Raw genomic sequence first — 15,435 nt, 5'->3', positions numbered from 1 at the left:
GGAAACTATATTTTATCTTATTATGTATGTGCAAGGAAAATTTCAATGGTAATACTTGCCTGAAAATTTTGAAAAATACTATTTATTGTATATTACTATTTCATCCTATCTGCAACTTCTGTAAAAATGACACCTAATGCATAAGCACCTGCATCTGGATATCCTAAACTTCTCTCCCCAACTGTACCAGCTCTTCCCATATGAGCTACAATCATCTCAGTTGCTTTTGCTCCGTCTACTGCTTCTTTTGCCGCTTCTTTCAATATTCTATGAACTTCTTCTGAACTTTTAGAAAGCTCACTCAATGCATTTGCACATGGCACTAATGCATCAATGAGTGTTTTATCTCCTACTACTGCTCCTCTCCCAAAAGATCTTTTTCCTGTTGCCTGAATACCTTCTACTGCTGCCTGTATCATACCAGCAAATTCATTGATATTTAATTTTGTCTTATTTCCTACACATTTGCTGGCCATACGAAATGCTGATCCCCAAATAGGACCTGAAGCACCACCACAGTACTCCATAATCACCATAGAACATGCATTTAAAAAATCTCCAATGTTCTCTGTATTTTGATTTATAATTTCCTTCCATTCAACTTTTAATTGGCGGAATCCTTTAGCGACACTCATTCCAAAATCTCCATCGCCAGCATGAGAATCCAATTCACAAAATGGCACTTCGTTACGAATAATACATTCACTCATACAATCTACCATATAAATAATATTTTCTAATGTAATTTTTTTATCTTTTATTACAGAATATGCATTATCTGTTTCAACTTCATAGGTAACCTTCTGTGAAGTACAAGTTTCTTGTATTATTTCTTCATCCAAAGTTTCATTCCATGTATTAATCTTAAGGGCAGGTGTATCACAAGAATCCGATAATAACTCTTTCAATTCCTCATCAAGTTTTATAATTGACACAGAGGCTCCTTCCATATCAATACTTGTCATAAAATTTCCCACCAAAATTCTAGGTGCTTTGATTTTATTCTTTTGTAATTCTTTATAAACTGCATTATTTAGAATATAAAGTTCTTGCAGCGGTGTAGAACCAAATCCGTTAACTAATATTGCTGCCTCATCTTCTTTATTCAACTTCAATTCCTTAACTAAAGCTCCTGTTATTCTTTTGGCCAGTTCATCTGCCGTAAGAACCTTTTCCCTCTTTATTCCGGGTTCCCCATGAATGCCAACTCCATATTCCATGTCACTTTCAGCCAATTCAAAAGTTGGAGTTCCCTTTGCTGGAACGGTGCATGAACTAAATGCAAATCCAAGACTTTTTACATTATTCACTGCTTTTCTTGCAATCCTTTTTACTTCTGTAAGTTCCATACCACGTTCTGCTGCTGCACCAACTATTTTGTGTACAAAAACAGTACCTGCAACTCCTCTTCTTCCCACAGTATAAAGGCTATCTTGAACGGCAATATCATCATCTACTTTAATATAATCTACTGTAATTCCATCTTCCTCTGCTAAATATGCTGCATTTCTAAAATTCATCATATCTCCACTGTAATTCTTAATAATCAAAAGAGTTCCTTTATTACTTGCAGTTTCTGTAATAGCCTTATATACTTGCATTTGTGAGGGAGAAGCAAATACATCACCGCATACAGCCGCATCAAGCATTCCTTTTCCTACAAAGCCAACATGTGCGGGCTCATGACCACTTCCTCCTCCACTAATAAGACTAACTTTATTTACATTTAGCTGCCTACGTTTAAATATTTTATATTTTGTATTAAGCTTAAGTTCTGGATGTGCTAAAGCAATTCCCTTACACATTTCAATTACTACATTTTGTGGATTATTTATAATTTTCTTCATCTCAACATTGCTCCTTATTTTATTTATTTTATTAGTGTCGTTATACCGTCATGATTAATGATGTATTGTTGAAAAGCATTAATTTTTTAATTATCAGTATGTTCTTCATAACCAGCTGTGAGAAATAAAGCAATTCTTAAAACTATCGGTAAAGCAATAAAAATTGCAGCTGTTCCAAAACCTAAAAGATAAGGCATGCACTTTAACCATATTGGCATCATTTTAGTTCCAAAACTTATAAATTGACATAAAAAACTGATAATAGTAACCATCAATAAGCTTATTACAATAGTACTTATTAAATGGCGCATAAATTTACCCTTACAACCAAGTGCATCTGCTAGTTTCTCTCCCAAGGCTGGTGCTGGAATTAAATCCCCAACAAAAAAACCTATTGCAAGACTAAGAATAAAATTCTGAATAAATACTAATGGTATTAAAGCATTTAACAATGTTAATGCTACTGAAGTGAGAACTACCCCAAGTATGGCATTCATACCTAAATTCATAATTGTTCCAAAACGTTCTTTCCTTATCATATTTAGCATATCCCCCTTAAAATCATTTTTCTATCTTATTTGCTTTTATATTTTCTTCCAATACTGTCTGCTGTTAAAATTGCTGCTATAACCATATCTGGCGTCACCGGAAATGGCATTGAATGCATTGATTCTTCTGGAATACACGCTTTTTCTGCTACCTCTATTAATTCTTCGTCAGTAATTTTATCTACTCCTATATCTTCTAGGCAAACAGGAAGACCTATTGATACACAAAAATCTAATACTTCTTCAATTTCTTCTGTAGTTGAATTTTCAAGCACTAACTGAACAAGAGTTCCAAAAGCAACTTTTTCGCCATGAAAATATTTATGTGTTCCTTCTAAAATTGTTAATCCATCATGAATTGCATGTGCCCCAGCTAAACCACCACTTTCAAAACCAAGTCCTGATAATAAAATATTTGTTTCAATAATATTTTCTAATGCTTGTGTTACCTTATTACAATCAGATGCCTCTTTTGCTTTAACCCCATCTTCAAGCAATATCTTATAACACAAAGTTGCAAGTGCTAATGCAGCGTTAGTACCCTTTGCCGGTTCGCAAACGTTTTCTCTTGCGCCGCATGGAAGTCCTGCATTTACATTTGAACGTGATGCCGATGTTGATCTTGCTTCAAAATAAGTTGAAAGCGCATCCCCCATACCTGATACAAGGAATCTCGTAGGTGCCTTAGCAATTACTTCAGTGTCTATTAAAATAACGCTAGGACTTTGTTTGAAATATGCATAATCATCAAATGCTCCTTCATCTGTATACATTACCGCTGAATGACTAGTAGGTGCATCTGTCGCTGCAATCGTCGGTACAATAATAAGTGCTTCACCTTTAGCAACACATTTTGCTGTATCAATTGCTTTACCACCACCAAGACCAATAGTACAGCTGCAACCCTTTTCTTTAGCCAATTTCTGAAGTCTTGCAATTTCATTTCTAGAACACTCTCCACGGAATGTACTTTCTACAAATGTAATATTAAACTTTTCAGCTGTTTTCTGAAGTTTTGTTTTTACACGTTCTACATCATCTGGATGTGCAATTAATAGTGCCGATTTTCCATAACCCTGTACAAAATATCCTAGATTAAGGATTTCATTTTCTCCTTGTACATATTTTGTTGGACAAATAAAAGCTTTTCTCAAAATAAATACCTCCTTTTTTATTCTGTTTATGCATTTATAATAACAAGAAATAAGTATTTTGACATTGGAGAAACATGACATGAAATTGTAATAATATGACGTAATAATTTGTTATAAAACAAGATATTTATTATTTTAAACAGAAAAACATAGTCATACATCAAAAATATAAGATGAATCACCAAAAACAATCTTATACTAAAGATCTGACTATGTTAACTATATAGTATATGTCTATCCTAAATTTAATTTTTATGAATACTTTGTACTTATTTAAAACAAAACTTCCTTAATGCCTTTTAAACCTAATTATATATTAAAACTTACAAACAAAAAGAGATACACCACAATTATGTATCCCCACATTTTTGTTTACTTCTTTTTTAGTAAATGTTTCTTGCAAATGATTTCAAAAAATTTCAAAATTAAAACAACACCTACATAGATTAAAAGCCATAAAATTTCAATACTTACTTTATTTCCTGAAAAGATATATAAATAATTCAATATATGAAGTAAAGTTGAAACTGATGAAAGTGCTAAACCTACTGCTATTACAACTACAATAATTAAAATCTTTATAAGAACATTTTTCACATTCCAAATCATATGCAAAAATCCTTGTCCATACGGATTTTTCATAAATCAACCTTCTTTAACTTATGTTACCTAATAGTATTATAATAGCACAATATATACAAATTTAAAATATAACAAAGAAATTTTAGATATACTTAATAAAAAAGATACTGCAATTAATACAGTATCCTTCCCACTATAAATATTTCTTTATCTCTTCAACTTTATCAAGCTTTTCCCATGGTAAATCTAAATCTATTCTTCCAAAATGTCCATATGCTGCTACCTGCTTATAAATAGGTCTTCTAAGATTAAGATCTCTTATTATAGCACCTGGTCTTAAATCAAATACTTTTTCTACAATTTCTACAATCTTACTTTCTGATATTTTACCTGTACCAAAAGTATCAACTGAAATCGACACTGGCTTTGCAACTCCTATAGCATACGCAAGCTGTATTTCAATTTTATCTGAAGCACCTGCTGCTACAAGATTCTTAGCTACCCATCTAGCTGCATAAGCTGCTGATCTATCAACCTTAGTTGGATCTTTTCCAGAAAACGCACCACCGCCATGTCTTCCATATCCACCGTAAGTATCAACTATTATCTTTCTTCCTGTAAGACCAGAATCACCTTGAGGTCCTCCTACAACAAATCTTCCAGTAGGATTTATATAATATTTAGTTTTGTCATCTAAAAATTCTGATGGTATAACAGCCTTTATTACCTCATTTATCATATCTTTTTCAATTTGATCATGTTGTACCTTAGGACTATGCTGCGTTGATATTACAATAGCATCTACCCTTACTGGCTTATCATCATCGTATTCTACTGTTACCTGAGTTTTACCATCTGGTCTTAAATAATCTAGAGTACCATTCTTTCTAACTTCAGCTAATTTTCTAGATAATCTATGTGCAAGTGCAATTGGCATAGGCATATATTCTGGAGTTTCATTTGTTGCAAATCCAAACATCATTCCTTGATCTCCAGCACCTATTGCATCAATTTTATCCATTTCACCTTTTTTAGATTCTAGTGCTTCATCTACACCCATAGCAATATCTTGTGATTGTTCATCTATAGATGTTACTACTGCACATGTATCACAATCAAATCCATACTTAGCTCTAGTATATCCAATTTCTCTTATAGTATTTCTTACAACTTTAGGAATATCAACATAACAATTTGTAGATATTTCTCCCATAACATTAACTATACCTGTTGTTACAGTTGTTTCACAAGCTACTCTTCCATTAGGATCTTTTTCTAAAATAGCATCCAAAATGGCATCTGATATTTGATCACAAATTTTATCTGGATGACCTTCTGTTACTGATTCTGAAGTAAATAACTTTCTCACTTTTTTCCAACTCCTTTACTATTACTAATACAAAAAATAAAAAGCCCCTTCAAATAAGAAGAGACCTGACATTTACAATCTATCTTTCTTATCTCGCAGAATAGCTTCTGCAGGAATTGGCACCTTAATGCATCAACACACCGGTTGCCGGGCTTCATTGGGCCATTTCCCTCCACCTCTCTTGATAAGATTTTTTATAACAATTACATACTTATAATATACTTATTTTCTAACATAGTCAATATTAAAATTAAAAAGGCAAATAAGTACCTTTTTAAAATGGTGGAGGAACATGGATTCGAACCATGGAAAGCTGAGCTAACAGATTTACAGTCTGCCCCCTTTGGCCACTCGGGAATTCCTCCACATCTGGTGCTGGCAGAAGGAATTGAACCCTCAACCTACTGATTACAAGTCAGTTGCTCTACCAATTGAGCTATGCCAGCTTATATATAATTTTAATGGTGGGCACTACAGGGTTCGAACCTGTGACCCCCTGCTTGTAAGGCAGATGCTCTCCCAGCTGAGCTAAGCGCCCACATAATACTTTTAAAATGGTGGAGGAACATGGATTCGAACCATGGAAAGCTGAGCTAACAGATTTACAGTCTGCCCCCTTTGGCCACTCGGGAATTCCTCCACAAAACTTTATTTACATGACCTTTATCGCGTCAACAAGTAATAGTATACATTGATACATTTAAAAAATCAATGATTATTATAGACCGTTATGTATAAATATCTTTACATTATTACTTAAATCTCTATATTTCTCTATATTAAGCACGCAAATCATAAATTACAAAAGTACTTAGCTTCTACAATATATTATTGTATTTTTCGTAGGAAAGCGGAGAAAAATTCACATTGCTTTTATTCTAAGCAAAATACTATTACCTCACATTTAAAGTTTATATAGTGATATTAATAAAGTTTACTTCATATAAATTATAAGAAAGCTATTACAAAGCTTATATATATGTACTAAATTAGCTTTTTACAACTAGGAGGTGAATTTTATTGAACAAAATAAGAGCTTTTTACAATACCCCTATGGCTTACTACAAACTTTCAAACTTTTTAAAACACTATATAAATGATAATACAATACTAATATGTATAGGAACAGATCGCTGTATAGGTGACTGTCTTGGTCCCTTAGTTGGCACAATGCTTAAAGAAAAGTATTTTCCTCTAACCATTTACGGAACAATTTCAGAACCCATACATGCTTTAAATATAGACAAAAAATTAGTCAAAATAAAAAAAGAGCATCCAACTTCAACAATAATAGGCATAGATGCCTGTCTTGGTGATACTGAAAATATAGGTGAAATTCAAGTAAGAGATTACGCTATTCATCCGGGAAAAGGGGTTGGTAAGTCACTTCCTGATGTCGGTGAAACCTCAATAGTAGGAATAGTCGATTCGTGTGAAAGCAGCGAATTATTTACTAATAGAAACATACGATTAAATTTAATTTTCCAAATGGCAACAATTATAGTACAAACAATTATGCACTCATATTACCTTTATACAAACTTCAATAACAATATATTTCATGATAGTATGCCTAATATTTAAAACATACAAAAAACGAGAAAATTCAAAGAGATATTTTTATAATCTCCAATCATATATTTTCTCGTTCTTTATAAAGCACAAAACTTTTTTATAGAATTTCTCTGAATTTTCCTTAAAAATATTATTTAATAAGACTTATTTCATCAGCATCAAAGTCTAATTTATCTATATATTCAAGTGATTTACCAGTTCCCAAGGCAACACATGATACGGGATCTTCAGCAACATATACAGGCACTTGAGTAATATCCTGTATATATTTATCAAGACCATTTAACAAAGAACCTCCACCTGTCATCATTATACCTTTATCAGATATATCAGCAGCAAGTTCTGGAGGAGTTTTTTCAAGAACTGCATGTGCACATTCTGCAATTGCACTTACGGCTTCTCTAAGAGCCTCACGCATTTCTGCAGAAGAGACTTCAACATTTTTAGGAAGCCCTGTTACTAAATCTCTTCCTCTTATCTCCATAGTTTCCTCTATATCTTTTTTATATGCTGATCCAATATTGATTTTTAGTTCTTCAGCAGTTCTCTCACCGATCATTAATTTATGTTTTTTTCTTATATATTTAATTATCGCTTCATCAAATGTGTCTCCTGCTACTTTTATAGAACTTCTTACAACCATACCACCTAATGAAATTACAGCAATGTCTGTAGTTCCTCCACCAATATCTATAACCATATTTCCACTTGCTTTAGTAATATCAAGTCCTGCTCCAATAGCTGCTGCCAAAGGTTCTTCAATTAAACGAACTTTTTTAGCCCCTGCATTTTTAGCCGCATCCTTTACCGCCCTTTGTTCAACTCCAGTAGCTTCACATGGGACACATATTATAATTTTTGGGGCAGAAACTCTTCTTTTACCACAAGCTTTTTTAATAAAATGCTTAAGCATTTTTTCAGTTACATCATAATCAGAAATTACACCATTTCTTAACGGACGTATTGCTACAATGTTACCTGGTGTCCTACCTATCATCTGTCTGGCTTCTTCTCCAACAGCTAAAACGTCATTAGTAGTACGATTAATTGCTACAACTGATGGCTCTTTTAAAATTACTCCTTTGCCTTTTAAATAGACCAAAACTGTAGCAGTTCCTAGATCTATTCCCATATCATTTCCTATACCAAAAAACATTCCTTTATTCACTCCATCTCATACGTTTATTTCTACGTTTTAAATATAGATACATAAAGCTATATAATCTCTCTTAGAGTTGTAATTTTAAAGAAATTAAACTTAAGTATTATATCTATCGTAACCTGTAGTGTAACAATATTAGAAATATAATTATATATCTCTTATATCATTATAATCGGAATGCTTTTAACCTTCAATAGCTTTATACTTCATTTTTGTTGCCTTTCCTCCTCTTATATGCCTTTCTGCTTTATTTAACTCAAGTACACCCTTAGCAAGCTCAGCAATTTGAGGATTTATTTGTGGCAATCTTTCCGTCATATCTTTGTGTATTGTGCTTTTACTAACACCAAAAACTTTAGCCGTCTTTCTAATCGTAGCTTTAGATTCAATTATATATTTCGCAACTTCCATAACTCTTTCTTCAATGTAATCTTTCAAAGTTGCTACCTCCTTAATACTTCTAATTAATAAATATGCACTGATATCTTCATAAATTACTTTGTATTTTTGACAAAATAACTCATAATCTTAATGGATTAAAATTTTTTCAGGATCTACAGCTAAGTATGTTCCATCCTTTTGTTTTTGATCAATTTCAAAATATAAACAACTAGAATCTGTTATCAACTTATTGCTGTAATTACTATCACCTATTTTTCCTAGCACTTGACCTTGTTTAACATTGTCATTTACCTTAAGTGAAATACTTTTTTCATCTAAGTTGTCATAAACTGTAGTATATCCGTTTTGAGCATTTAAAATTGTGACTTTACCACCATCAATACCTTTTACTACTCCATCACAAGTTGCAACTACATTTGAATTTTTACTAGGTGATATATATTCTCCTGGTATATTTGTATACTTCCCATCTTTTGAATGCCAAGTATCAAATTTAACCACTATTTTCCCATTTTCAACTGGTTCTACAAAACTCTTTTTAGCAATATTTGCTGTTGAGGTTTGTGCAGCTTGAGAATCCTTTTTTATTAAATTTTGATTTTGATTAACCTGTTTTGCATTCTCCATTTTCTCTTTAGCTGCATTTCCGTTATTGCTTACTTGCGATGTTTTACATTTACTTTGTACTTTGCTTTTAACTTTTGATTGATTTCCTACAGAAACGCTCTTAGTGTTACTTCTAATGTTCATATACACACTAACTCCGCCTATAATACATAAACAAAGAAATAATACTATGTAGAATACATTTCGTTTCAAAAAATCTGTAACCTTATTTTGTTTATTATCTTTCCAATCATTGTTCATTGCTAACACCTCCTTTTACTATTGTGTCCATAACATAGAAAAAAATACATTTTATATGAACTTTTTTCTAAAAATAGATTTATAACCATAACAATGTAAAAAAAAGAATTAGCTTTAATTTTAATGTGATTTTTTTAGCACATATTTTAATTTAGTACAAGAATATAGCAAATTTGTAATTTTTATGCATATTAAAAATTAGGATGCATAAATCTTTTATTTATAACATCCTATTAAAACATGTAAAATAACTCTTTTCTATTTAGTTGATAATTTTTTCACATCCACACCAGTATAATAATGTTTAATTATATCAATATAGTTACTTCCTTTGTCTGCCATCGCCTTTGCTCCCCACTGACTCATCCCAATACCATGACCATATCCAGTACAGTCAAATTCAATGTTTGAAATATTACGCTTTATAGTAAAATTTGTAGAATTAATACCCGTTATGCTTCTAAATTCTGATCCTGAAATAATACTATTTCCAACTTTAATTTTCCTAACACTTCCAGTATCATTTCTTTCAACTACATCAGTATTAAATCTCGCTTGAAAAGTATTTATATGCCTATTTGATGATGAATTCACCCTATTTACAAATTCGCTATATGACATTTTTAAACTTGTCTTATATTTAGGCGCAGCTTCTTCTCCCGGGCTTGATACACTTTTCAAATACGGCTTGTCTTCATCCATTACATCTTTTATATTTTCTGTTTTTCCACTGCTAATAGAAAAGTAATATGGTTCAGTTATTATTTTATCTTTATATGTAATTACCTCACCCTCAGTACTATCCACAGCATTACTTATTTTATTCCAATATTCTTGAGCCTTATCCTTAGGCCATGTCTTTAGTCTTTCTTCTTTTCTTGTATAAACCTGACATTGAACTGTGTTAACAACATCTGCTCCGTTTGCATTTTTATATTTTCGCCCTCCAAATTCCTCCATATGGCACACTGCAAAAGTTCTCGCCGCAACTGCTTGAGCTTTAAGTGCTTCAATATTGAATTCAACTGGCATTTCCGAAGAAACAACCCCTTTTATATATTCCTCAAGGTTTATTTTCTCAGTTCTTCTTTCATTACTCATATATACACTTATGTCACAATCTTTAGTATCCTTTTTAACAACATCAATTTCATCATTATTTATTCTATAATTTTGCCTTTTGCTTGTAGTTTTTGTGGTATTATTAGTTACGTTACCATTTACTTTATTATTAACTTTATTATTTACACCACCAACAAATATAGAGACTGAAAAAATAAAAGCCACAACAATAACTAACCCCATAAACAACTTTTTCACCACTTATTCATCCCCCTGTTCTATTTATAAAAACTAACCCACATATTATTTATTTAAAACCGTTAATATATAAATGTTGCGAACTAACTAAAAACAGTGACAAGTGATAGGCTATAATTGACAAGTTTGGGGTGATTTTCTTACATTCGCTTGCATACTCACTACCGAAAATCATACAACTTATTATTCATTTTCCCTAGGGAAAATGAAGCTAAAATTAAGTTTTAAAGTTTTTAATAATAAAATGGGAAAAAACTCACCTTAACTTGTCCTTTGTCACTTGTAACTGGATTTTGTTTCGCAATTTTTATGTATTATGAATTGAAGTTAATTTATACATACACTAGCCTATAAATTTAACTATAAAAATACTTTATTTATATTATTGTACTTATGTGTTTTTTAATTTATTACAGTAAATTTTAATCACAAAAAATAAAATTGCAGCTGACTTCAAATCAACTGCGATCTAAATAAAATTATTATAATGCCATTGTTATTTTACAAAAATTACTTTAGACTCTTTCAATTTTTGCTCCTAACTTCTTAAGTTTTTTTTCAATACTTACATATCCCCTATCTATATGATATATATCATTTACTTCAGTCTCACCCTCTGCTGCAAGCCCTGCTAATATAAGTGCAGCTCCTGCTCTAAGATCCGTTGCTTTAACGCTGCAACCTGTAAGTTCTTTTACGCCAACTATAACGGCACTTCTTCCATCTATTTTTATATTTGCACCAAACCTTTTAAGTTCAGGTACATGCATAAATCTATTTTCAAAAATAGTTTCTGTTATTACGCTAGTACCTTCAATGCAACATAAAAGTGCCATAATTTGTGATTGCATATCTGTAGGGAAACCAGGATATGGCATAGTCTTTATATCAACAGGTTTTAACTTATTTCTTCCATCTATTATCAAACTTTCATCGTTTATCTCCATTCCAATTCCCATTTCACAAAATTTTGCTACCATAGGCTTTATGTGTCTTTCATCTACACCATTTATTTTTATCTTACTCTTGGTTATAGCCGCTGCTATTATAAACGTTCCTATCTCAATTCTATCATGTATAGGTCTATATTTTACTCCTCTTAATTCCTTAACTCCTCTTATAACAATTGCACCTGTTTCAACTTTTCTTATATTTGATCCCATTTTATTTAGAAAATTAATTAAATCATCTATTTCTGGTTCTTGTGCCGCATTCTCAATTATAGTTTCTCCCTCCGCAAATACTGAAGCCATAATTATATTTTCGGTAGCCCCAACTGAAGGAAAATCAAGATATATTTTGTCTCCCAAAAGTTTTGCTGCACTAGCTTCTACATAACCATGACCAATTTTTATGTCTACACCAAGTGCTTTTAATCCCTTAAGATGAAGATCAATTGGCCTCGTTCCAATATTACATCCACCAGGAAGTGATATTTTAAATTTTCCGTATCTGGAAATCATAGGTCCCATAATTAAAAAAGATCCTCGCATTTTTCTAACAAGCTCCGCATCTGGTTCAATAGATTTTACATTCGAAGTATCAATCTCCATATCCCCACTTTTGAAATTTATATTTATTTTTGCTCCTAATGATTTCAAAAGATCTCTAATAACAAAAACGTCTAAAAGCATAGGACAATTTTGTATTGTACATTTCTCGCCGCATAATATAGTAGCTGCAATTATAGGCAAAACTGAATTTTTGGCTGAACTTATATCAACTTCTCCATTTAGAGTTTCCCCACCCTTTATAATAAATTTATTCATTTTAATCCTCCAATCATAAACTGCATACCAAGTATAATTTAGTTATATATTTTTAATAAGTAATTGGTATGATTGGTGTGCCAATTATTATAGAACTTTCATCACCATCTTTACATATAGAATAATTCAAATCAATTTTTCTATCTCCATCTTGTATATAATTAAATCTTTTTGTATATGCAGTAGTGCTCAAATTTTTATTTAATACAACCGTTTTTATATTTTGTGTCCCAATACTACTTAAAATTTTCTTTACTTTTACATCTATGTTTTTCAGATTTTTCATTTTACTTTTAGCTTTTAAATATTTATAACATTGCAAATATGAACATGTAGAACTACTTCTCATTAATTTTTTTTCAATGTCTTTTAAATCATTGTCACGTGTATTTTCTTTTACTACAATATTTACCCTAGCTCTGTTATTTTCCAATTTATTGCTTTCTACATATCCAGACATTTTTAAGGTTTTGAATTTCACACAATAATTACGTCCGTCATCTAAAACAACTTTACTATATACTTTTTTCTCTTTTAAACTATTTTTATTTTGTACATTTTGTACTATATTATTACATACATTTTTGTAATTCTTATTGTCTTCAAATGAAATATTTGCACCAGTTTCAATAACTTCACTATTTGTATTTCTTAGTATATCACTAAAAATATCATAATCAGTTTTAGCTTCTATACTATGTCCACATATAAAAATCAGCAGTATAAATATTAATAATGCCAAACAGAAAATTGATTTATTATGCTTCATATTTCTCCGCCTCCTATACTATAATTGTTGACAGAAAACATGCTTTGTATTCCCTTATTATTCCATTTTCTGTTTGATTTTAATTTAGTAATTCAATAAAATGTACATCTATAGGGTTTTAATTCAATGCCTTTTAAAAAAATCACTAGATAAAATATAATTACCAATACAGTATTAATATATAAATTTATATAAAAAAGTGTGAAAAAAAAAACTGTGGAATAATTCCACAGTTTTTTACGCAGTTAACCACGTTTTGTTTTAATTCTAGCAAGCGCTCTTGAAAGTGAAAGCTCTGCCCTTTTAACATCTATGTTATTACTGCTAGTTTTTAACCTTTTTTCAGCTCTTTCTTTCGCTGTCTCAGCTCTTTTAACGTCAATCTCTTCAGGCCATTCACTTGCATCACACATAAATGTTACTTCAGACGCACCTACATTTAAAACACCAGTAGATGTAAAAACTTTCTTTTCTGAACCATCTGCTTGAACAAAATTAGTTTCAGCTGGATTTAGAAAAGCAACCATATCGGAGTGATTTGGAAGTATTCCAATTGCACCTTCAACTGTTTCAGTTACTATTTCTTTTACTTCTCCAACATAAAACGTCTTTTGAGGAGTTAGTATGCTCAATTTAATATTAGTTGCCATACAAAATCACTCCTTAGTTTTCCATCATTTTTTTAGCTTTTTCTTTTACATCTTCTATAGTTCCTGCAAATAAGAATGCAGCTTCTGGAAGATCATCACAATTACCATCCAATATTTCCTTAAAGCTTCTTATAGTATCTTTTACAGGTACAAATTTACCTGTCATTCCTGTAAACTGCTCAGCAACACTGAAAGGTTGAGATAAAAATCTCTGTACTCTTCTTGCTCTTCCAACTAATAATCTATCTTCATCTGAAAGTTCATCAACACCAAGTATTGCTATTATATCTTGAAGTTCTGCATATCTTTCAAGTATATGTTTAACCTGGTTAGCAATTTCATAGTGTTCTTCTCCTACAACTCTTGGATCAAGTATTCTTGATGATGATTCAAGAGGATCAACTGCAGGATATATTCCAAGGTTTGATATAGCTCTTGAAAGAACTGTTGTTGCATCAAGATGCGAAAATGTTGTTGCTGGTGCTGGATCTGTAAGATCATCAGCTGGAACATATACAGCCTGAACGGATGTAATTGAACCATTTTTAGTTGATGTTATTCTCTCTTGAAGAGCACCCATTTCATTTGCAAGTGTTGGCTGATAACCAACGGCACTAGGTATTCTTCCAAGTAACGCTGAAACTTCTGAACCAGCTTGAGTAAATCTAAATATATTATCTATAAATAGAAGCACATCCTGACCTTGATCTCTGAAATACTCAGCCATTGTAAGTCCTGTTAAAGCAACTCTCATTCTTGAACCAGGTGGTTCATTCATCTGACCAAATACAAGAGCTGTTTTATTTATAACTCCTGAATCTTTCATTTCATAATAAAGGTCATTACCTTCTCTTGTTCTTTCTCCAACACCTGTGAATACTGATAATCCACCGTGTTCTTTTGCTATATTATTTATAAGTTCCTGAATAAGAACTGTTTTACCAACGCCGGCACCACCGAACAATCCTATCTTTCCACCTCTTTGATATGGAGCAAGTAAATCTATAACTTTTATACCTGTTTCAAACATCTCTGGTTGAACTGATTGTTCTTCGAATGTTGGAGCTGGTCTGTGAATTGGATAATATTCGTCAGCTTTGACATCTCCTGCTTCATCTATTGTCTCACCTAAAACATTAAAAAGACGACCTAAAACGCATTGTCCAACTGGAACAGATATTGGCTTACCAGTATTAATTGCTTCCATTCCTCTTTTTAATCCATCAGTGCCTTCCATTGCTATTGTTCTTACTATGTCGTCTCCAACATGCTGTTCAACTTCCGCAATAAGCTTCTTGTCTCCCATTTTTATTTCAATAGCATTATAGATATCAGGAAGGTTCTCTGCATCAAATCTAATATCCACAACAGGTCCTATTACCTGAACAATTTTACCTACATGTTCTGGCATCAGTTTCCCT

At 31.7% G+C, this 15,435-nt stretch carries 14 protein-coding genes, 4 tRNA genes and 1 riboswitch; of the genes, 1 reads left to right on the top strand and 17 read right to left on the bottom strand.

Translation table 11 applies throughout. The features are described from left to right. Positions 1 to 95 precede the first annotated feature (95 nt). The 9 genes from dhaK to BEE63_RS14305 form a co-directional block, all read right to left on the bottom strand. Positions 96 to 1,847, bottom strand: a complete 1,752-nt coding sequence (dhaK, locus tag BEE63_RS14345) for a dihydroxyacetone kinase subunit DhaK (RefSeq protein ID WP_066022041.1) — start codon at positions 1,845 to 1,847, stop codon at positions 96 to 98. Positions 1,848 to 1,933: 86 nt separating this feature from the next. Further along, positions 1,934 to 2,386: a hypothetical protein gene (locus tag BEE63_RS14340; RefSeq protein WP_066022040.1), complete on the bottom strand. Its 453-nt coding sequence runs from the start codon at positions 2,384 to 2,386 to the stop codon at positions 1,934 to 1,936. A 35-nt stretch (positions 2,387 to 2,421) separates the two neighbouring features. Then, positions 2,422 to 3,549 (bottom strand): glycerol dehydrogenase, encoded by a 1,128-nt coding sequence (locus BEE63_RS14335; protein WP_066022039.1) that lies wholly within the window; start codon positions 3,547 to 3,549, stop codon positions 2,422 to 2,424. Between the two features lie 372 nt (positions 3,550 to 3,921). After that, on the bottom strand, positions 3,922 to 4,191 hold the full coding sequence (locus BEE63_RS14330) for a hypothetical protein (RefSeq protein ID WP_066022038.1): 270 nt from the start codon (positions 4,189 to 4,191) through the stop codon (positions 3,922 to 3,924). Positions 4,192 to 4,324: 133 nt separating this feature from the next. Then, complete coding sequence (metK, locus tag BEE63_RS14325) at positions 4,325 to 5,500, bottom strand: methionine adenosyltransferase (protein WP_066022037.1); 1,176 nt, start codon at positions 5,498 to 5,500, stop codon at positions 4,325 to 4,327. 85 nt (positions 5,501 to 5,585) lie between these two features. Continuing rightward, positions 5,586 to 5,691, bottom strand: a riboswitch (SAM riboswitch). An 89-nt stretch (positions 5,692 to 5,780) separates the two neighbouring features. After that, a tRNA-Tyr gene (locus BEE63_RS14320) sits at positions 5,781 to 5,865 on the bottom strand. Between the two features lie 5 nt (positions 5,866 to 5,870). After that, a tRNA-Thr gene (locus tag BEE63_RS14315) sits at positions 5,871 to 5,946 on the bottom strand. A 16-nt stretch (positions 5,947 to 5,962) separates the two neighbouring features. Further along, positions 5,963 to 6,038 (bottom strand) — tRNA-Val (locus BEE63_RS14310). Between the two features lie 17 nt (positions 6,039 to 6,055). Then, a tRNA-Tyr gene (locus BEE63_RS14305) sits at positions 6,056 to 6,140 on the bottom strand. 380 nt (positions 6,141 to 6,520) lie between these two features. On the opposite strand from BEE63_RS14305, the gene yyaC reads away from it, so the two are divergent. Beyond that, a complete protein-coding gene (yyaC, locus tag BEE63_RS14300) occupies positions 6,521 to 7,084 on the top strand; it encodes a spore protease YyaC (RefSeq protein WP_066022036.1) in 564 nt (187 codons plus the stop codon). A gap of 121 nt (positions 7,085 to 7,205) precedes the next feature. On the opposite strand, the gene BEE63_RS14295 is transcribed toward yyaC, so the two are convergent. The 8 genes from BEE63_RS14295 to atpD form a co-directional block, all read right to left on the bottom strand. Continuing rightward, positions 7,206 to 8,231 carry a rod shape-determining protein gene (locus BEE63_RS14295; RefSeq protein WP_066022035.1) on the bottom strand — a complete coding sequence of 342 codons (1,026 nt, stop codon included), beginning with the start codon at positions 8,229 to 8,231 and terminating at the stop codon, positions 7,206 to 7,208. Positions 8,232 to 8,420: 189 nt separating this feature from the next. Next, positions 8,421 to 8,675 (bottom strand): sporulation transcriptional regulator SpoIIID, encoded by a 255-nt coding sequence (spoIIID, locus tag BEE63_RS14290; RefSeq protein WP_010966143.1) that lies wholly within the window; start codon positions 8,673 to 8,675, stop codon positions 8,421 to 8,423. Between the two features lie 90 nt (positions 8,676 to 8,765). Continuing rightward, entirely contained in the window at positions 8,766 to 9,506 is a 741-nt protein-coding gene (locus BEE63_RS14285) for a M23 family metallopeptidase (RefSeq protein WP_066022034.1), read from the bottom strand. A gap of 258 nt (positions 9,507 to 9,764) precedes the next feature. Then, positions 9,765 to 10,829, bottom strand: coding sequence for a stage II sporulation protein D (spoIID, locus tag BEE63_RS14280; RefSeq protein ID WP_066022033.1), 1,065 nt, complete (start codon positions 10,827 to 10,829; stop codon positions 9,765 to 9,767). 512 nt (positions 10,830 to 11,341) lie between these two features. Beyond that, positions 11,342 to 12,595: a UDP-N-acetylglucosamine 1-carboxyvinyltransferase gene (murA, locus tag BEE63_RS14275; RefSeq protein ID WP_066022032.1), complete on the bottom strand. Its 1,254-nt coding sequence runs from the start codon at positions 12,593 to 12,595 to the stop codon at positions 11,342 to 11,344. A 52-nt stretch (positions 12,596 to 12,647) separates the two neighbouring features. Then, positions 12,648 to 13,364, bottom strand: coding sequence for a YwmB family TATA-box binding protein (locus BEE63_RS14270; RefSeq protein WP_066022031.1), 717 nt, complete (start codon positions 13,362 to 13,364; stop codon positions 12,648 to 12,650). A 245-nt stretch (positions 13,365 to 13,609) separates the two neighbouring features. Further along, entirely contained in the window at positions 13,610 to 14,014 is a 405-nt protein-coding gene (locus BEE63_RS14265) for a F0F1 ATP synthase subunit epsilon (RefSeq protein ID WP_066022030.1), read from the bottom strand. Between the two features lie 13 nt (positions 14,015 to 14,027). Continuing rightward, a complete protein-coding gene (gene atpD / locus BEE63_RS14260; protein WP_066022029.1) occupies positions 14,028 to 15,425 on the bottom strand; it encodes a F0F1 ATP synthase subunit beta in 1,398 nt (465 codons plus the stop codon). Positions 15,426 to 15,435: the final 10 nt, after the last annotated feature.

It is taken from the genome of Clostridium pasteurianum (assembly GCF_001705235.1).
GTDB lineage: Bacteria > Bacillota > Clostridia > Clostridiales > Clostridiaceae > Clostridium_S > Clostridium_S pasteurianum_A.
Note: the sequence above shows the minus strand (reverse complement) of the source record. Positions and strands in the feature narration are given on the sequence as shown.